12 protein-coding genes are annotated in these 19,199 nt (G+C 61.1%); 5 read left to right on the top strand and 7 right to left on the bottom strand.

All coding sequences use genetic code 11. The annotated features are described in order from the left end of the window. Positions 1 to 445: 445 nt before the first annotated feature. Positions 446 to 1,942, bottom strand: coding sequence for an alpha/beta fold hydrolase (locus KA261_07855; GenBank protein ID MBP7697713.1), 1,497 nt, complete (start codon positions 1,940 to 1,942; stop codon positions 446 to 448). 540 nt (positions 1,943 to 2,482) lie between these two features. On the opposite strand from KA261_07855, the gene KA261_07850 reads away from it, so the two are divergent. Then, positions 2,483 to 4,057, top strand: coding sequence for a glycosyltransferase family 39 protein (locus KA261_07850; GenBank protein ID MBP7697712.1), 1,575 nt, complete (start codon positions 2,483 to 2,485; stop codon positions 4,055 to 4,057). A gap of 402 nt (positions 4,058 to 4,459) precedes the next feature. After that, positions 4,460 to 5,209 carry a class I SAM-dependent methyltransferase gene (locus KA261_07845; protein ID MBP7697711.1) on the top strand — a complete coding sequence of 250 codons (750 nt, stop codon included), beginning with the start codon at positions 4,460 to 4,462 and terminating at the stop codon, positions 5,207 to 5,209. A 242-nt stretch (positions 5,210 to 5,451) separates the two neighbouring features. On the opposite strand, the gene KA261_07840 is transcribed toward KA261_07845, so the two are convergent. The 4 genes from KA261_07840 to KA261_07825 form a co-directional block, all read right to left on the bottom strand. Beyond that, entirely contained in the window at positions 5,452 to 6,111 is a 660-nt protein-coding gene (locus KA261_07840; GenBank protein ID MBP7697710.1) for a hypothetical protein, read from the bottom strand. Between the two features lie 387 nt (positions 6,112 to 6,498). Beyond that, the gene (locus KA261_07835) at positions 6,499 to 7,320 is read right to left on the bottom strand and encodes a GNAT family N-acetyltransferase (protein MBP7697709.1); all 822 of its coding nucleotides are present in this window, start codon (positions 7,318 to 7,320) and stop codon (positions 6,499 to 6,501) included. A 439-nt stretch (positions 7,321 to 7,759) separates the two neighbouring features. Continuing rightward, a complete protein-coding gene (locus tag KA261_07830; protein ID MBP7697708.1) occupies positions 7,760 to 8,776 on the bottom strand; it encodes a linear amide C-N hydrolase in 1,017 nt (338 codons plus the stop codon). A 310-nt stretch (positions 8,777 to 9,086) separates the two neighbouring features. Beyond that, entirely contained in the window at positions 9,087 to 10,367 is a 1,281-nt protein-coding gene (locus KA261_07825) for a hypothetical protein (protein ID MBP7697707.1), read from the bottom strand. Positions 10,368 to 10,869: 502 nt separating this feature from the next. On the opposite strand from KA261_07825, the gene KA261_07820 reads away from it, so the two are divergent. Further along, positions 10,870 to 11,655: a class I SAM-dependent methyltransferase gene (locus tag KA261_07820; protein ID MBP7697706.1), complete on the top strand. Its 786-nt coding sequence runs from the start codon at positions 10,870 to 10,872 to the stop codon at positions 11,653 to 11,655. Between the two features lie 267 nt (positions 11,656 to 11,922). On the opposite strand, the gene katG is transcribed toward KA261_07820, so the two are convergent. Beyond that, positions 11,923 to 14,133 (bottom strand): catalase/peroxidase HPI, encoded by a 2,211-nt coding sequence (katG, locus tag KA261_07815; protein MBP7697705.1) that lies wholly within the window; start codon positions 14,131 to 14,133, stop codon positions 11,923 to 11,925. Positions 14,134 to 14,216: 83 nt separating this feature from the next. Continuing rightward, positions 14,217 to 14,615 (bottom strand): transcriptional repressor, encoded by a 399-nt coding sequence (locus KA261_07810; protein MBP7697704.1) that lies wholly within the window; start codon positions 14,613 to 14,615, stop codon positions 14,217 to 14,219. Positions 14,616 to 15,287: 672 nt separating this feature from the next. On the opposite strand from KA261_07810, the gene galT reads away from it, so the two are divergent. Next, complete coding sequence (gene galT / locus KA261_07805; GenBank protein ID MBP7697703.1) at positions 15,288 to 16,307, top strand: galactose-1-phosphate uridylyltransferase; 1,020 nt, start codon at positions 15,288 to 15,290, stop codon at positions 16,305 to 16,307. Then, on the top strand, positions 16,304 to 19,144 hold the full coding sequence (locus KA261_07800) for a cation-translocating P-type ATPase (protein ID MBP7697702.1): 2,841 nt from the start codon (positions 16,304 to 16,306) through the stop codon (positions 19,142 to 19,144). The genes galT and KA261_07800 overlap by 4 nt, the downstream gene beginning before the upstream one ends. Positions 19,145 to 19,199: the final 55 nt, after the last annotated feature.

Here is a 19,199-nt window from a genome sequence, read left to right as displayed (position 1 = left end):
CGGCTCAATCCCTCATCGTGGACTCCGTGGTAAGCGTTACGTAAGCAGTTACTCAAATGTTTCAGGAAGACGAGGAGAGCACACTTCGAGGCTCCGCATTGCATGCGTTTGGCAGTTAGTAGTGCCCCGCTATTCTATTGTTTTCCAGCGTGTTCCGCTTGCCGTCGAGTACCTGATGTGCACCCGCAAAGAGAATACTACAGAAGTTTGGGGGGAGTGATACTGGGCCCGCTTTTTATCCCGATTGCTTAACCCGGCCGCAGTTTTGGTGCTCATATTATAGCTTTTGCACTCGCGCAACTTTCAAGAGAGAATGTGATCAACGTTGATACCATAATTCACGCTGCAGGAGTGCTCAATTCGACGATCGATTTTGAAGAAGTCATTCGCTAGTGAACGCCTGAACCCTACCTGCTATTGCTGTTGTAGCCGCCACCTCGATTGATCATTTTACCAAGCGCAACCGTCGTGTTTCGGCGCAGCCGGTATCCAGCTTTCGTTGCGGATCAGCAAAAAACTGGTGCGCCAGCCGCAAGGCACACAGCCAATAGTCACGGTCCTCCGAATTGGGTAGCTCTGTCGGGAACTGGCCGTGGTAGCCATTCTTGAAGACGACGTTTAGTGCATTGGCATAGAGCATCTCGATTTTATAGCCGGCAAGGCCCGACGAGGATGCATCCAGCTCGCCCGTAAAGGCAAGCTGCGGCCCGTCATAATATACGCGAGTGTTTTCAATTGAATCAGCTTCGCCGGAGGGCCACAAAGTGCAGTCTGAAGGAGCTCCAAAATCCGCGAGAAGAGAACGAACGATCTCGGAGCTTGCCACCGCTTTCTGATATTCATCCATGGACTCGAACGGTTTCTTCTCGTTGCAGTAAACAGAGAGGTTCTGTGCGATACTCTGTCGGGCGTAAATCGGCTCGGGCGGCCGAACCTTATCAAGCCCTTCCTCCTTTCTCATCCTTTGTATAGTTTCGTCCATGAGTGGGCCATCGTCGCGAGCAGCCGCATCCATGAAAATCAGGAGGTTCTGTAGGCGATGTTCATACGTCGAATAACCCCTGGGGTAGAACCAGTGGCGAAAGAACTGAACCACCGCATGGTCGTCAAACCGCTTCTCGCCGACCAATAATGGCTGCTGCCTGAGGCGGAGAAGCGCCGCTGTGAATCGGCTCCGCAGTTCTGGAAACTTGGACGAGCACGCTGAATCCATCGCACACTTCGAGAATATCTTATTCAGCGCGACGTCCGTTCCGAGAGCATCGTCGACGAGTTCCTGACCCCCAGGCAAGCCAGGGGCGTCATGAACGATCGAGCGGACGCTCGAGGGGTAGTAGCGCGCCATTGTCATTGCCAGTCTGCTGCCGTAGGAGATCCCCCAGAGATTCCACTGATTCACGCCAAGTGCTTTTCTAAGCGCTTCCATGTCACTGGCACTTCGTGCGCTGTTGTACTGGGAAAGGTCTATCCCTTGCTTTATTAGACCATCTCTGCACTTTTTCAAATCAAAAGGACTGTCTTGATCGTCGGGGCAATATAGCTGCGGAATCGACCTGCCAGTTCCTCGTTGGTCGAAAAACACCCAATCTCTATCAACCACAACATCATAGATGAGGGGAGTTGTTACGAGAGTCTCTGCGAAGAACAGGCTTGTCTGCCCGGGGCCTCCGTTTAGGAAAAGGACTGGGTTTTCTGGATCTATGTTCTTTCGAGCCTTAACTACCATGAATGCAATCTCTATCGATCGACCTTTAGGTTCATCGTAGTTTTCAGGCACTTTCAGTCGGCCGCAGGTGACAGCAAGCAGCGCTTTACTCGAATCGAATGGGCAGGCGACCTTCACCCATGAACCCTCTACTTGAGCGGAGGGCGGTGGAGTCTGCGCGTAAAGTAGGGCAGATAGAAGGCAGGCAGCTAAAGCAGCAGTAAATGTGGTTCTCATAGATTATCCTCGTAAGAAGACATGCTGCGTGGCGTATAACATTAACGAGGTGCTACACAGTGGTCGTCGCTTCATGACTAACTCCTTCCCTCCATCGGCGGATGCATGTGAGGTCAGCCACAAGTAACTCTCTTACAACCAACAACGCAATGACGATAAGCAGTGTCCGCGTATTTGACTGTTTTCTAGCGAGTTCCGTTGATTCAAGCATAGCGTAACTGGAACGGAAACCAGAGGCTCACAGAAGTTTGGGGAGAGTGATACCGCGGGCCGCCATTGAATAACCATTTTCCCTTACTAGGCCAAGGCTGCATAATCGGCCTACCCATTAGTCTCCAAGACGCCGGTGACTTCCGAGGTGTTATACGCGGGGTACCTCCGACCTTGTTTTTTTCGTATATTCCAGAGTAATGGTACACAACTCGTCAGAAGGGTCATAATCAGTGAGAGTTGCGGCGAGTCAGGCAGGCAGGACTCCGATGGCGAGCCTGTGGATTCACGGGAGCTCCATCCGATACGTCAGACCGGAGGGCGCAATATATGTGTCCGGGTAATCTGGCACCCAATCGTTTCTTTTCATCATCCCACTTCGTTCGAGACGGCAGTGCAATCCTGCTGACGATTGCCCTCGTGAAGCTTTGTCTTCATCTGGTCGTCAATATCACTGGTGGTTATGGGATGTTCCGCGATGAATTTTACTATATCGCCTGCAGCGATCACATGGCGTGGGGTTATGTCGATCAGCCACCGTTATCCATCGCGATATTATGGTTGAATCGTCTGCTTCTAGGAGACTCGCTATTTGCCCTGCGGCTACTTCCGGCTGTCACCGGCGCAGTTGTCGTCCTCCTGGCTGGTCTGATGACACGCGAACTCGGCGGCGGCAAATACTCTCAAATCCTCGCGTCAATCTGTGCGCTCCTTGCACCTTTGACACTTGCGATCAATGCACACTTCTCAATGAACTCCTTCGATACCCTCCTTTGGACCCTCGCGTTCTATCTCCTTATCCTCATAGCCAAACACGATCTGTCGCGGCATTGGATTCTGCTCGGAATTGTACTCGGCCTGGGATTGATGAACAAGATCAGCGTTCTATGGCTCGGCACTGGACTGCTGATCGCGCTGCTCGCAACTCCGTATCGAGCCCTTCTGCTGACACGAAGAGTGTGGTTTGCAGTTGCCCTTTCTGTCATTCTTTTCCTCCCGCATATAATATGGCAGATAGCGAATAACTTCCCCACTCTCGAATTCATGAGCAATGCGCTCGCCGATAAGTACGTGTCGGTGTCACCGTGGGACATGTTCAGCCAGCAAGTACTGAACATGAGTCCGGTCTCATTCCCCATCTGGTTCGCGGGACTGACATATTTCCTGGTGTCAAGATCAACAAGGCAATTCCGCGTTCTACCGATCATCTTCTTAGCGGTCTTCCTGATTCTTATAGTTAGCAAGAATAGTAAGTCGGAGTACTTGGGGCCGATGTCCCCTATGCTCTTTGCTCTGGGATCGTTTACTGTCGAGAAGTTCGTTCTCTGGCTGAAGTGGCGATGGCTCAGGCCTGTTATTCTTGCTTCAGTAATCTTGGGCGGCCTAGTGCCACTACCGTTGACGCTTGCCCTGTTACCGGTCGATACCTTCATCGCGTATTCGCGGGCACTCGGTATCGGCCCCTCCACGCCGGAGAAGAAAGAGCTCAGTGAACTCCCGCAGTATTATGCGGATATGTTTGGTTGGAAGGAGATGACGGCGGCCGTCGCGGAGGCTTATGCCCGGCTCACGCCGGAAGAGCAGTCCAAATGCGTCATCCTCTGCAACAACTACGGAGAAGCCGGGGCAATCGACTATTTTGGCGGAGAGTACCATCTGCCCAGGGCTATCAGCGGGCATAATAATTACTGGCTGTGGGGATGTCAGAATTCTGACGGCGAGGTAGTCATCCGCTTGGGCGGATCCGAAGATGCCATGAAAGAATGCTACGGCGAGGTCATTCCTGCCGGCATTTTCACGCATCGCTATTGCATGCCATATGAGAACAACCAGACGATCTGGATTTGTAAGAACAGACGGGCTTCACTGATTACCGATTGGCCAGATTTCAAGAACTTTGAATGAATGTGCGTGCTGAGAAAGACAAGCGACTGTGAGGACGGATTCGACCTGGCGATAATGGGCAGATCAAATCAGCATGACCGCAATCTTGAGCCTCAATTACTGTCAATTGCGGCGGCCCTGTTCTTTGTACTCGATTGGTTTCCAGCGATTTCCGTCGATCAGAGCATAGCGTAATCGGAACTGGAAGCTAAAGCTCACGAAAGTTTGGGGAGAGTGAGGTCGGGCCCGCTTTGATTGCCCTCCAATCCCTTTGGCAACTATGCCAAAGGGTCTTTTGTAGACGGGGCATAATACCGCATATAGGGCCTCCGCCAGATCCGGAACCACTCTGGAGTCACTTCCCAGTTGACAAAATGGTTCCTCCTGTTGTGATTGCTATATCGATACAAATGTGGAGTGACTGTGGATACCTGGAAGTTCTACAATATCACGCACCGGAAGCACTTGGTCTGCAATCCGACAAGCGAGGCCAAACTAGCCCACCTCGTCGGACTTCTGGACCTTCCCAGAGGGGCCGGAGTGGTCGATATCGCCTGCGGCAAGGGAGAGTTTCTGATTCGATTGGCTGAGAAATATGAAGTCAGAGGACTCGGAGTAGATATTTCCCCTTACTGCGTTGAAGATTGTAAGAAAAGAGCCGCCGATAGACTGTCCACCCCCAACGTCACATTCACGCAGATGGATGGCGCCGAGTTCAGGCCGGAACAGCCTGCGAGTCTGCATTTGGTCTCCTGCATTGGGGCCAGCTGGGTGTTCAAAGACCACAGTGAAACGCTGAGAACATTGAAGAGCTGGGCTGCCCCGGGCGGCCTGGTGGTCGTAGGGGAGCCCTTCTGGCTCCATGATCCATCACCGCAGTATCTGGATGCGTCCGGCCTTCAAAAGGAGAGCTTCGGGACGCATGCCGACAACGTGGAGGCTGGAGAGAAACACGGGCTCCGATTCGTTTATACCATTGTCAGCGACCAGAATGACTGGGATCAATACGAGGGCCTGCAGTGGTTGGCGGCCGATGAATACGCCCGTCAGAACCCCGACGATCCGGACATCACCGAACTCATGAACCGGGTTACGTCGAGCAGGAACATGTACCTCAAGTGGGGCAGAGATACTGTGGGATGGGCGACTTACGTTTTCCGACGTGATGAATGAGGTTACTCTCCTCGCCCCCTTTTCGTTTTCTTTGGCCCTTTGGTACTATCCGTCAAGAATCGCGTAGTCAGGCTGCACATCGAAACCGAATTGCACAGAGGGTTGAGGAGCGCGAGACCGGGGCCGCCATTATGTAGGTAGTCGCCAGGTAATAGACTGCGCCGTAATTCAAGCAGATGCTTCGCACAATTTGACGGCTCGCCAGAGTGGAGTTCCCTCATTGGAGGTGCCTCTCCTATTTGTCAGAAACTCATCCACATCAGGAGAATGTTGACATGCGCAGCCGTGACTGTCTTCGCAGCCTGGCTGCCATCAGGCACGTAGACGTTACCTGAAGGAAAACCGATTGCGCCGTACACTACAAGTTGGAATTGAGTACTCAATTCACGACCCACACCGCCGATCAGACCAAACCCCCAATCTTCCGGCATTCTCGCGGTAGGCATGTCTTCGAAAGGGCAGTCCCAGCAGATCGAGATATCGACCCCCGAGAACGAGCGGGCGAAGTATGCACCCGGCCCCGCCAGTACTAGATATGACTTGCCCGGTTTGCCGAAGTACCTTGTCCATGTGAGGGCAACGATTCCCTGGGCGATATCGGCGTTCTCGCCGGTGTAATCGCTTCTGTACCCCGCCCAGTTCATTCCGACCGCAAGAACATCATGTTTGCTTATGCCATATCCCATGATCGCGTTCATGCCCACTCCCGTACCGCTCCCGCTGAAGCTGTGCCCCATGTAAGATGAAGACAGCGTTGATATGGCTGACAGGCCGACACCTGCGCCCAGGACGAACCCATTGCGCTGGCCATCAAAAGCGAGGACTCCCGACGTCGTGACCTGCACGATAACCAGACAAATCATGATCTTCTGGGCATTGGAAAGTAGCTTGGGACGTACCATTGATCCTCCTTATGTCAGAATACGAGGATCAGTTGTCGATCTGGTCCACAGAAGGTGAGATAGGCGAGTTGTTGATCCGAGTACTCAGCCTGCAAACCGGATCGTCACTGCCTCTCGACTAAACTCACTGAGTGCTGCATCGATGTCAAGCCAAATCGTCTCCAGACAAATGTCACGTCGTTGCATTTGGTTGTGTTCCAATGCGTTCCGCCGATGAAGGCATCGTGCGGCCGCATTGCGAATGAAATGCCACCAAGGTCCGGGGAGAGTCAGGTCGGGGCCGCACCATTCCTAATCAGCCGCTGCAAGGCGTCGGCTCAGGTGTTTACGGGACGCCACTTCCTGAGAATGGCGCCCGGCTTCCATGACGATCGATCGAACCTCGGCCTATCGTCTTAATCTCCATGTCTCCATGACCCGGAATGGGGGCTGGCCGAGGCGCGCAAAGAGCGCCAGCGCGCCTGCGTTCCCCGATGCGGTTCCATCATGATAGATCCTCCCGCCCATGGCCTTCAGAGAATGTAACGCCTGAAGCATGGCGGCGGCACCGAATCCGCGCCCGCGGAAAACCGGCAGCACGCCAAGGTAGTAGATCGTCGACCATCCGTCGCTGGGATAGACCTTGAGCGCGAGAACTGCGGCGGGATCATTCCCGCACATCCCGATCTGGAGGCGTTCGGGGGCTTGGACCGTTTCTTTCTCCTCGATCAGGGCTTTCACAAATCCTACTGCATCTTCGCCAGGATTCGATGCAGGGTCGCCCTCACTTGCCTGAGAGAACAAATCGGCCGCCCGCGCGAGAGCCGACGCGCATTCCGTGTTGACGCATTCCCAGACAAGACTAGGTTCGATCTCGTCCGCCTCAAGCATACTGAGCGCAACGGCGAGATCCATTTGGTACTCAACGCGATCCTCGCCTCTCACGAAACCGCGGGCGGAGAGGAAATCGCGGTGAAGCGCAGCGCGCGAGGATGTCAGCGCGTCATCGACGCCTGTGCTTGCAGTAATCACGCGGCTGTCGAGATAGAGCGCGCCCATCCTCACGCACTCCCCGATGCTTGACTCGAGCGCTTCATGGAAGGCGCGTCGGTCCGGGAGGCCGTCGACTCCCTTCTTCCAGGAAACGACGATCGCCCAGGCCTCGCGATCCTCTTGCAGGACCATGAGGCTGGCGCAGGTGATTCCGTCTTCATTAGTAAGGCTGATCATTCATGACTCCTTTGTGCCGTGTTCAGGAACCCGGAGTCATGGGGGAAGAATCGGGGTTGCACCTAACCGAGGCCGGCGAGGGTGATCCGAATCGCACTCACAGCATGACTCCGCGCAAGATTCATACGCATGACTCGAACCACCTCCTTCCCGGTTAACCGCACAGATCCCGACTGAGGGCCGGTACGGTGCACAGGCTATCGGAAATGAATCACAGTTTCTCCAGCGTGTCAAGCTTGAAACTTTCCTGGGCAACTGCGACTCTGATGTCGAAATTGCCTGGTCTCCGGGGTCACGCTGCGGTCTCGATCACCCGGTTGCGGATCGCGTCGGCCGGCGGCCGCGTTGACTGATGTGCCGCTGCGGCACCGCTGCTGCTGCCGCGATATGAAACCCGCGCCCGCGTGGCCCGCCCCTTCTGGGATTCCCGGCGCCCCGCTTACTGCTCGCATTCGTAACTGTCGAGAATCGCGCGCATCGCCTGCAGCTGCTCGTCGCTCATCGGGATCTCCCGTCGTGCGATGGCGTTCTTGAGGAACGCGAAATTCCGATCGGAGGAAAAGACCGTCATCGCCTCGGCAATGTGTCCCTCCAGCTTCTCGTGGATATCGAGCATCAGGTCCGGCGCCTGACACGAGAGGTCGAAATCGTTCAGCGAGAGGTACCTGATCGCCCGGTGCGACTTGGTGCGGAAGTAGACTGTCAGGTCATGCGTGTCGAAGACGATGCTCCACAGCGTCGCGTCTCCACCCACCTTGTCGAGAATGTCGAACGCATATGTCACTGCGTCCTCCGCACCGGCCGGCTCAAACGCTTGCACCCTTTCTGCGGCGATCCCGAAGCGGCGGAGCGAACCGTTAATGGGCTGGGGATCGCGCCGCTTGCCGGATTCCCCCCCGGAGCCGTCCAACAAGGCCGCCGACTCTGCGTACGTGCTGTTGGTCAGGACTGCCGCGGGAAGCCCCTGGCCGGTGTGCATGACCGTCTTGCCATCGAGGAACTCGATCACCGCGCAGTCGCCGGCCGCATCAGAAACCAGGTAATGATCGACCGTCTCGAATATTCTGACCTGAGAGTCGGCCGCAAGGATCTCGTTCACGGAGCTGCAGTTGTCCAGCAGGTACTGCATCCAGTGCGGGGAGTGCAGGGGCGCGCGTTCGTCCGGCTCCGGGTTCTGCGTTTCGCCGAGAGCCATGGTGCTCATCACCAAACCCTGTTCGTTCATCCCGGCCCAGGCCAACTGGTGGCCGACCACCGTGAATGTGACGCTGGCATACTTCGATGTCCACGTGGCAACCTGCCCGGTGGTGCCGGGCATGAGACCGGATTTGGAGACTCCCCGCTTGTTGATGAAGACCATCCCCTCGGGGATGTCGTTGTCGTAATTTGACCCGAAGACGGCCTCACCCTTGTTGTCGAGGCAAAACGATGTACATGACCGTCCCTCGACCCGCATCGGGAGTTTCGCAACAGACCCGCACTGAGCGGTCCTGCTCGGCGTTTCATGTCCGAGATCGGGGCCATTTGGCACAAGGTAATTGGCCTGCCGGCCGTCGACACCGGCGAATGAAACGGCGGAAAGAAGAGCTACGGCGCAAACCGTAACAACTCGCATAACCTACTCCTTCCTGCTGGTGTCTCAAGCGAGATTACGCGGGTCAGGGCGCCCAGGTTGCAGTTCGGCCTATTGCTTCCCCACGACCTCCGTTGAACCCGGCGTAGTGGAACGGGACTACTGACTGGAGGCCCACAAGAGTCTGTGGCGATCACGGGATGATCCCCCAGGCAACCCAGATCACGACATCAGCCGAGGCGATCAGCGCGAGGAGAGTATAGTGCGCCCGTCCGACCAGGCGCCACGCTCGCGTCTTCCACACGGCCCAACCATAGTAGATCGATGCACCAAGCAGCGCCGCGCCCAGCCAGGGCGCTCCCAGCAGGACAAACCGCAGGAACGGGGAGTGGCCGCTCGCGTTTTCCTGTGAGTATGGAATCATCTCCGGGTATCCAAGGAGAACCACGAGGTAGGCCCCAATGACGGCGCACAGGACGCCCGCGATCAGCCCAGCGGCAGCTCCGGGCGAGCGTTGCGCCAGGGAGCCTGTCGGCTTCACGCGCACGATTCTGCGGAACAGAACGCGTCCCGCCCACACAATCAGCGAGGCAGCGAAAAACACCATGCTGAAACTCAGATAACAGGCCTTCCCCTGCTCAGCCAACAGCGTAACACCCAGCTTCCTGGGGAAGCGGGGCAACATGTCGATATAGTGCGGCCCCGCGGTAAGTTCCTCAACCAGATTCACCTGCACAACCTGGGAGTAATCGTGAAAGTGGTAGAAGTAGATCTGTCCTGAGTTCGGATCAAGAATGTAGGAATACTGGGTAATCTTCAGATGGACTGCGTCGAGTATGTCGCGGCAGTACGCCACCGACAACGCCGGCATGTTTTCCAGCAGGCTGTCCGCCGTTCGGTATCGCCAGCAGGGAGCGATGTCGCCTTGCAGCTCGGATTGGCGGAAATTGGTGCAGATCTGATAGCGGCCATCGCCCGCGACTGCCTTCTCCCCTTCAATGATTATGGAATTGCCGTACCGGTCCCCGAACATCCACATGGCGTGATGGAGCGGCAGGTGGAATTGCGACGCGAGCGCCGTCACCTCCTCAACGCTCCCACACTCCGCCAGGGCCTTGTCGGGAAAACCGACCGAATCCTGATAGAGCGGCTTGTTCAGAGGGTTGCTGTCCCCTATGGCGGGAGCACCGAAACCGTCGAAAAACAGCCCCTCGTCATTCATCCCCCCTTCTCGGGATTCGCCACCGGGAGTATCTGCAAAACCGAAGTAGACGGCGCCGTGCCGCCCTGGTGATCCGGGGACAAACCACACGCGGACATTCGTCTCGGTCCAATCTTCATTGTTGGCCACCAGCACCTGGTGCCCCTGCCTGACGATAAAAGCGGTGCACGCGTCCAGATCGGCGGCGAGGAGCGCCGCCATTATCGCAGTTGCAGCGAGGATGCACGGTTGCGAGAAGCGCGCTTCTCTCATACTGCTCCCTCGGATGAAACGGCCGACGTTCCAATCGCACGCAGCGAGTTTCCAGAAGACTGCCCGGCGCCTTGCCATGTGGAAGCATACGTAGACCCGGCCCTTCATGTTCCCCGGCATGAGTCACGGGCCGTGCAAGACCGGTCCCCCCCCGCGGCGGCTCACCCGGCTCGCTTTCTAAGATCCCCCGGCTGCTGCCAGCCCTCTGTCGGTCTCATCCGGATTCGCTTCGCGCCGCACCTCATCGGCCGGCGCCTCCGGCCCTTCCCGGCCGGCGCCTGCCGCTCGGCCGGTTCCCGCAGCCTGGTCAAGTGCTGATGGCGTCGCCTGCGCGCAGCGGATGCATCAAGGCGGCCATCGGACCTGCCTTCAGCCGGTTGTGTGTGAGGCGGCGATGAGGTTTGCTAAAGCCGGGGAAGATTCATTACCATAGGGCGTAGCCAACCGCGATAGGAGACAGAAACCGCAGGTGAAAGAATCCTGAGGCAAGACGAGGCATGACATGGGCGAACCGACGCCGCGTTTCTGGGAGATATTCTTCGAGGTCTTCGAGTCGCTTCCCCGGCAGGGGCCGGGCAACCGCGCCTGTGCCGCCCGGGCGCTGGCCCTGTGCCGAGACCTGCCGCCGTCCCCCGCCGTGCTCGACCTCGGGTGCGGTGTCGGAGGGCAAACGCTCCACCTCGCCGAACTGACCTCCGGCCCGATCGTCGCTCTCGACCGCCACGCGCCGAGCATCGAGCGGCTCGCCGCCGCGGTGTCCCGGCTGGGGCTCTCCGCACGAGTATTCCCGGTGGTCGGCGACATGGCCGATCCCGGCCTTCCCCCGGCCGGCTTTGACCTGGTCTGGTCCGAGGGCGCGCTCTACAACATCGGCATCGCCCACGCGCTGCGTGTCTGCCACGGGCTCCTCCGCTCAGGCGGTTACCTCGCGTTCACCGATGCCGTCTGGCGCAAGGCGAACCCTCCGCCGGAGGTCAAAGAGAGCTTCGACGTCGACTACCCGGCCATGGGCGCCGTCCCCGATATTCTGGCGATCATCGCCGGCTCCGGGTTCTCGCTCCTGGGACATTTCACTCTGCCCGATGAGGCCTGGTGGGAAGACTTCTACACGCCGATGGAACGCCGCATCGAACACCTGCGCGCCGCCTACGCGGCCGAGCCCGAGGCGCTGGCGGTCCTCGACCAGCTCGCGCAGGAGCCGGACATGCACCGCCGGTACTCCGACTACTATGCCTATGAGTTCTTCGTGGCGCGCCGCGGCAAGCAAATGGATCGGTGCCGACAGTAGTGAGAAGCCGGGTTCGGGCCAAGAGAAATAACGCGCAGAACCATAATCACGGCGGACAGGCGTCCCGATCGCCGCGTCACCCGCGCCCGGAGGAAGCCTGCCGGGCCCGCGCGATTCGGCGGCGAGGGTGTCCGCGTGGCCGGTTTATGATCGCGCTTTTCGCGGATTGCCCCACATCCGACTGATCGGCCAATCATGCAAGAGTCCGGCCAAGAAAAAGGAGGTTGACCGAGCCAACCTCCTTTCTGTCCGATCCGCTCGCTCCGTTTAGGCGAGGTCGAAGCGGTCAAGGTTCATCACCTTGTCCCACGCCGCGACAAAGTCCTGCACGAACTTCTCCAGGGAATCCGAACAGGCGTAGACCTCCGCGAGAGCCCGGAGCTGGGAGTTCGAGCCGAAGACGAGATCGACGCGGGTCCCCGTCCACTTGAGCGCGCCCGTCGCCCGGTCGCGCCCCTCAAAGAGCTCCTCGTCCGGCGCGGTCGGTTTCCACACGGTGTTCAGGTCGAGCAGGTTCACAAAGAAGTCGTTGGTGAGAGTTTCCGGGCGCGCGGTGAACACGCCGTGGGGGGATCCCCCGAAGTTGGCGCCCAGGACGCGCAGGCCGCCGAGGAGAACGGTCATCTCGGGTGCGGTCAGCGTGAGCAACTGCGCCCTGTCGACCAGCAGTTCCTCGACCCGCACGCTGTACCGGGCTTTCACGTAATTGCGGAAACCGTCGGCCTTGGGCTCGAGGACTGCGAAGGAGGCCGCGTCGGTCTGCTTCTGCGAGGCGTCCATGCGTCCCGGCGTGAAAGGAACCGTGACCTTGAACCCGGCCTTTTTCGCCGCCAGTTCGACGCCCGCACAGCCGCCCAGGACGATCAGATCGGCCAGCGACACCTTCTTGCCGTCGGACTGCGACTTGTTGAACGCTTTTTGGATGCGCTCGAGAGTCCGAAGGACCTTGGCGAGCAGGGCCGGCTGGTTGACCTCCCAGTCCTTCTGCGGTGCGAGGCGAATGCGCGCGCCGTTGGCCCCGCCGCGTTTGTCGGAACCGCGGAACGTGGAAGCCGATGCCCAGGCGGTCGATACGAGCTCGGCCACCGACAAACCGGATGCCAGAATCTCGGCCCTGAGAGCGGCGGCGTCCCGCTTGGTGATCAGCCTGTGATTGACAGCCGGGATGGGATCCTGCCAGATGAGCTCTTCCGCGGGGACCTCCGGGCCGAGGTACCGGGAGCGGGGACCCATGTCGCGGTGGGTCAGTTTGAACCACGCCCGCGCAAAGGCATCCGCAAACTTCCTGGGATTCTCGAGATAACTCCGCGCGATCGGCTCGTAGATCGGGTCGAACTTCAGGGACAAGTCGGCGGTGGTCATCATGGGCCGGTGCTTTTTGGAGGGGTCGTGCGCATCGACGACCATGTCCTCTTCCGCGACGTCCTTGGCCAGCCACTGGTTCGCGCCGGCCGGACTCTTCACCAACTCCCAGTCGTACTTGAACAGCACCTTGAGATAGCCCATGTCCCATTTCGTCGGGTGCGGTTTCCACGCCCCTTCGATGCCGCTGGTGATCGTGTCGCCGCCTTTGCCGCTGCGGAAACTGCTCTTCCAGCCGAGGCCCTGCTCCGCGAGGCCGGCGGCCTCGGGCTCGGGCCCCACGTGCGAGGCCGGGCCCGCGCCGTGGCACTTGCCGAAGGTGTGCCCCCCGGCGACGAGCGCGACTGTCTCCTCATCGTTCATGGCCATGCGCGCAAAGGTCTCCCGGACGTCGCGCCCGGAAGCCACCGGGTCCGGGTTGCCGTTCGGACCTTCCGGGTTCACGTAGATCAGACCCATCTCGACCGCGGCGAGCGGATTCTCCAGCTCCCGGTCCCCCGAATAGCGCGTGCTGCCGCGCCACTCAGCCTCGGGGCCCCAGTAGATATCCTCCTCGGGCTCCCAGACATCGGTGCGGCCCCCGGCGAAACCGAACGTCTTCAGTCCCATCGATTCCAGCGCGCAGTTGCCGGCGAGGATCATGAGGTCCGCCCAGGAAATGGCCCTGCCGTATTTCTGCTTGATCGGCCAGAGCAGCCGCCGCGCCTTGTCGAGATTCACGTTGTCCGGCCAGCTGTTGAGAGGGGCCAGACGCTGGTTCCCCGTCCCTCCGCCCCCGCGGCCGTCGGCGACACGGTAGGTCCCCGCGCTGTGCCACGCCATGCGGATAAAGAGCGGACCGTAGTGGCCGTAGTCGGCCGGCCACCAGTCCTGAGAGTCGGTCATCAGCGCGTAGAGGTCCTGCTTCAGCGCCGCGTAGTCGAGTTTCTTGAACTCTGCGGCGTAGTTGAAATCCTCACCCATCGGATTGGATACGGGGGGGTGCTGGTGCAGAATCTTCAGGTTCAGCTGATTCGGCCACCATTCCCGGTTGGAGGTGCCGCCGCCCGCTGTCGGGCTGCCGCCCCGCCCCGTCACCGGACACTTCCCCGCGCCGTCCTTGTTCTGGTTGCTCATAACATCTCCTCTATTTCAAGCCATACTCCTGAGTCCGTTCTCACGTGCGGAGGGCCGCATCGCCCGCGGGCCCAAAAAAGGAATCACCCTCTCTTCCGCCGTCCCCGCAGGATCACCTGGCACTCGACGATCTCGAATTCCCTGAGTCGCTCCGTCCCTCTGACCTCGAGCTGTTCCCACGGGATGTCATAGATTTCCCCCGTGTCGTTGTCAACAAAGTGATGGTGCCGCTCCACGTTGGGGTCAAAAACAACCGCGCCTTCCCTGATCGTCTGCATGCCGAGAAGCCCCTTCTCGACCAGCAGGTGGAGCGTGTTGTAGACCGTCGCCCGCGAGACCGTCGGGCACTTCTTCCGCGCATAGCTCAGGACATCCTCCGCCGATGGGTGTGTTCTGCACTTCAGTACGTATTCCACCACGGCAATTCTCTGGGGGGTGGGTTGGATATCGCACTCCCGCAAAATGACGAGGGCGTCCTTCATGGAATTAGATTATGTATCGTTTTAGACAGTGTCAAGAACAAAGTGCGGGGCCCAGCCGAAATATGCCCGTTCCGAACCCAGGGACGAGAAGATCGCGACTCGAGCTCCGAAAAATCGGGGTGCCGTCCCGGCCCGGCTTGCGCGTTGGAATGGATTGGCGGCCAGCGACTTTCAGTCGATTGGACGCGGCCCGTGGGAACACTGCGAGAGGTAGGCAGCACCGGGTATGGGAGTGTGAAGTCCGGGCCGGGGTCGGCGCCGCCTCCCGACAAATGTTGCCATCGAGAGGCAGCCGGGAGTCGCGTCGTATTACACTGCAGATGACCGACGACTGTGGCCTCGCTCCCCGCCGACATCATCCCCCGCCGAGTGCCGGGCCTCGTGCGATTATCCAGGACTGCCGGAACGTGATCGGAGGCATTCCTCCGCCAGGGCCACCAGCTCCGCGCATCCCCACTCACCCTGGTCGTGCAGCAAGACGGCGAGGCGGCGCGGAAGGGCCTCGATTCCGAGGTAGGCCCCGCTGATCGCTCGCCTCCCCCGCGCACTCTGGCGCTCGTCCTCGCCCGCAGTCGCAGCTCTCAGCCAACAGCTCGTCGTCGCCGGCCGCAAGATCAAGCTTGCCGGAGCCCGGCGCTTTGGTCGTTATTTCCGAAGTGAGGAGGTCACAACATGTCCGAATTCCGACAGAACAAAGCCACCAAAGAGTGGGTGGTCGTCGCTCCGGGACGGGGACGGCGGCCCTCCGACTTCGCCAAAGAAACCGCCGCGCCGCGGCCGCTTCCGGAATATAGGGATGATTGCCCGTTCTGCCCCGGGCACGAGGATCAGACTCCGGCCACCGTTCTGCAATTGCCGCCGCATGGTCCATGGCGCGTACGGGTCGCCCCCAACAAGTTCGCCGCGCTCTCCCCGTCGCTGCCGGCCGCTCGGACGGCGGTGGGCTCGTTTCTTTCGGCCAACGGCTTCGGCATCGCGGAGGTGATCGTCGAGAGCCCCCGCCACAACCAGACGCTGGCCACGATGTCGGTGGCGGAGGTGACCGAAGTGCTCACCGCGTATCGCGAGCGCCAGCGCGCCGCCTCGCGCAATCCCCACGTCAACCTGGTGACCGTCTTCCGCAATCACGGCCGGCGGGCCGGCACTTCGCTGGAACATCCCCACTCCCAGCTCATCGCCACGCCCATTGTCCCCCCCCACGTCCGCGATCCTCTTCGCCAGGCTGTCCTCCACTACGACAGCTACGGCACGTGCGTCTACTGCGACATGGTTGCCGAAGAGATCCGGCAGGAAGAACGCCTCCTTGACCAGACCCCCGGCTTTGTCGCCTTCTGCCCCTTCGCCGCCCGCTCCCCCTTTGAGGCGCGCATTTACCCGAAGGGCCACGCCGCCAGCTTCACGGCCATCGGCGACGACGCCATCGCGGAGCTTGCCGCTGTGCTGCGGTCCACCCTCCGCCGGCTCTACTTCCTGCTCGGAAACCCCGACTACAATTACATCATCCGCTCCTCCCCGGTCGGCGATGAGGACACCCGCCACCTGCACTGGTACATTGTCATTATCCCGAAAATCTCCACGCCGGCGGGATTCGAGATCGGCTCCGGCATCTACATCAATTCGGTCGCCCCCGAGAGCGCCGCCCGGGCGCTGCGCGAGGTAGACATCGACGGCGCGCGGGAGGAGCCGGCGTGAGCGCCGCCCCCGCCGGGCCGCCCGAGAGCGCCGCGCCCTACCGCCGGACAGCCGAAGAGGTGCTGGCCGAGCTCGGTGTGGACGCGCGGAGCGGACTGGCCGAGAGCGAGGCGGGCGCGCGATTGGCGCGCTGGGGCCGCAACGAACTGGCCGCCGAAGGACCCGTGCCCGGGTGGCGGAAGTTCTTCGCCCAGTTCCAGGATCCCCTGGTCATCCTCCTGCTCATCGCCACCGCCGTCTCGGCCGCCCTGTGGCTCTCGGAGGGGGATACCGCGCTGCCGTACGAAGCGATTGCGATCTTCGCGGTCGTCCTGCTCAACGCCGTCATGGGCTACGTCCAGCAGGCGCGCGCGGAAAACGCCGTCGCCGCCCTCCGCCGGATGGCGGCGGCCCGGGCGACCGTGGTGCGCGGCGGCGAACGCCGCATCATCCCGGTCGAGGAACTCGTCCCGGGCGACATCATCATCCTCGAGGAGGGGGACACGGTGCCCGCCGACGCCCGGCTGATCCAGGAGGCCGCGCTGCAGACGGCCGAGGCAGCGCTCACCGGCGAGAGCCTCCCGGTCGCCAAAGACGTCCTCCCTCTCGCGCAGGACGTCGGTCTCGGCGATCGCACGAACATGGTCTTCAGCGGCACCGCCGTCGCCTCCGGGCACGGTCGGGCGGTCGTCGTCGCCACCGGCATGCAGACGCAGATGGGCCGTATCGCCGGCCTCCTCCGAGCCGCTCCCGCCGAGACCACCCCCTTCCAGCGCGAGCTCGACCGCATCGGGCGGCTGCTCGGTCTGATCGTCCTCGCCATTGCCGTCATCATGGTCGCCACCATTGTCATCGTCGAGGACGTGCGCAGACTCTCCGCCCTGTTTGACGTCCTCATCCTGGGCGTCGCGCTCGCCGTGGCCGCGGTGCCGGAAGGCCTGCCCGCCGTCATGACCGCCGTTCTTTCGCTCGGCGTCCAGCGCATGGCGGCGCGCAATGCCGTCGTCCGCCGTCTCGCCGCCGTCGAAACACTCGGCTCGGCCGATGTCATCGCGTCCGACAAGACCGGCACGCTCACCCGGAACGAAATGACCGTGCGGGTCGTGGTGACCGCCAGCGGCCGGGCGCACTTCGACGGCACCGGGTACGCGCCCGAGGGCGAACTGCGGCTGGAACCAACCGCGCCGTCCGACTCCGGGGCGCCCGCGGCCGCTTTGCGCTCCGAACTGGTGCGCGCACTCGCTGCCGCCGACCGCGCCAACAACGCCGTGCTGCTCGAGCGCGCGGGGCGCTGGACTGTGCAGGGCGACCCAACCGAGGGCGCCCTCATCGTCGCCGCCCGCAAGGCCGGCCTCGAAGACGAGGTTCTCGATGCCCGGCTGGAGCGCATCGGCGAAGTCCCGTTCTCCTCCGAACGCAAACTGATGTCCACCATCCACACCGACGCTGAACAGCGGGACTTCCTGCTCGTCTTCACCAAGGGTGCGCCGGATGTGCTCCTCGCCCGCTGTCTGAGCGAACTGGCCGGCGACATGCCCCGGCCCCTCACCCCCGAGCGGCGCGCCGGAATCACCGCCGCCAACGAGGAACTCGCGGGCGGCGCGCTCCGCACTCTCGGGGTGGCCGTGCGGACGCTGCCCAAGGACGCCCTCCTGCAGGACGAGCCCGATGAGCGCCTGGAGCGGGAACTCATTTTCCTCGGCCTCATCGGGATGATCGACCCGCCGCGCGCGGAGGCGCAGGAGGCGGTCGCGCGGGCCGTGGGCGCCGGCATCCGCCCCATCATGATCACCGGCGACCACCCCAGAACCGCCGCCGTGATCGCCCGCGAGCTCGGCATCGCGTGCGACGGCCGCGCCGTCACGGGCGCCGAAATCGAGAGCACCGAGGACGCGGCTTTCGACCGCCTCGTTCAGGAAGTCTCCGTCTATGCCCGCGTCAACCCCGAACACAAGCTGCGCATTGTCCGGGCCCTCCAGCGCGGCGGCGCCACCGTGGCCATGACCGGCGACGGCGTCAACGATGCCCCCGCTCTCAAAACCGCCGACATCGGCGTCGCCATGGGCATTACCGGCACCGACGTCTCGAAAGAAGCCGCCGACATGGTGCTGGCCGACGACAACTTCGCCACCATCGTCGCCGCGGTCGAGGAGGGCCGCGCCATCTTCTCCAACATCCGCAAATTCCTCCGCTACCTCCTGTCGTCGAATATCGGCGAAGTCATGACCATGTTCCTCGGCGTGGTGGGCGCCGACCTCCTCGGCCTCAGGTCGGACGGCGGCGGCGCGATCGTGCTGCCCCTGCTGGCCACGCAGATCCTGTGGGTCAACCTGGTTACCGACGGCGCGCCCGCTCTCGCCCTCGGCGTCGATCCGGCGAGCCGCGGCCTCATGAACCGTCCGCCCCGCCCCCGCCGCGAGCGGGTCATCACCCGCCGCATGTGGTCAGGGATCCTCTTCGTTGGCGCCGTCATCGCCGTCGGCACGCTCTTCGCCGTCGACGCCTGCCTCCCCGGCGGGCTGGTCGAAGGCGCCGGCAGTCTCCGCTACGCTCAGACCATGGCCTTCACCACCCTCGTCCTCTTCTCGCTGTTCAACGTCTTCAACGCCCGGTCGGACGAGCGCAGCGCCTTCCGCGGGCTGTTTGCCAACCGCTGGCTCTGGGGGTCGGTCCTGCTGTCGCTCGCCCTGCAGGCAGCCGTTATCTACCTGCCTTTTCTGCAGCAGACCTTCTCGACCGTGCCGTTGTCGCTGGGCGACTGGCTCTTCTGCGCCGCGGTCGCCAGTTCCGTGCTGTGGCTGCGCGAACTGACCAAGGCTGCCGTGCGCGGCCGCCGGCGGCCTGCGAATCGCCCTTGACACCGCGTCCGCCCGGCCCTACTCTGGACGGAGACAAATCACTCTTTGTTCGGAC

It is taken from the genome of Candidatus Zixiibacteriota bacterium (genome assembly GCA_017999435.1).
Classification (GTDB): domain Bacteria; phylum Zixibacteria; class MSB-5A5; order GN15; family FEB-12; genus JAGNLV01.
The sequence above is the reverse complement of the archived record's forward strand: the minus strand, read 5'-3'. Positions and strand labels throughout refer to the sequence as shown.

Coding starts and splice junctions, on each gene's coding strand:
- katG (MBP7697705.1), bottom strand. CDS start 14,133: ATGAGCAACCAGAACAAGGACGGCGCGGGGAAGTGTCCGGTGACGGGG.
- KA261_07830 (MBP7697708.1), bottom strand. CDS start 8,776: ATGCGGGTCGAGGGACGGTCATGTACATCGTTTTGCCTCGACAACAAG.
- KA261_07850 (MBP7697712.1), top strand. CDS start 2,483: ATGTGTCCGGGTAATCTGGCACCCAATCGTTTCTTTTCATCATCCCAC.
- KA261_07825 (MBP7697707.1), bottom strand. CDS start 10,367: ATGAGAGAAGCGCGCTTCTCGCAACCGTGCATCCTCGCTGCAACTGCG.
- KA261_07840 (MBP7697710.1), bottom strand. CDS start 6,111: ATGGTACGTCCCAAGCTACTTTCCAATGCCCAGAAGATCATGATTTGT.
- KA261_07820 (MBP7697706.1), top strand. CDS start 10,870: ATGGGCGAACCGACGCCGCGTTTCTGGGAGATATTCTTCGAGGTCTTC.
- KA261_07810 (MBP7697704.1), bottom strand. CDS start 14,615: ATGAAGGACGCCCTCGTCATTTTGCGGGAGTGCGATATCCAACCCACC.
- galT (MBP7697703.1), top strand. CDS start 15,288: ATGTCCGAATTCCGACAGAACAAAGCCACCAAAGAGTGGGTGGTCGTC.
- KA261_07855 (MBP7697713.1), bottom strand. CDS start 1,942: ATGAGAACCACATTTACTGCTGCTTTAGCTGCCTGCCTTCTATCTGCC.
- KA261_07835 (MBP7697709.1), bottom strand. CDS start 7,320: ATGATCAGCCTTACTAATGAAGACGGAATCACCTGCGCCAGCCTCATG.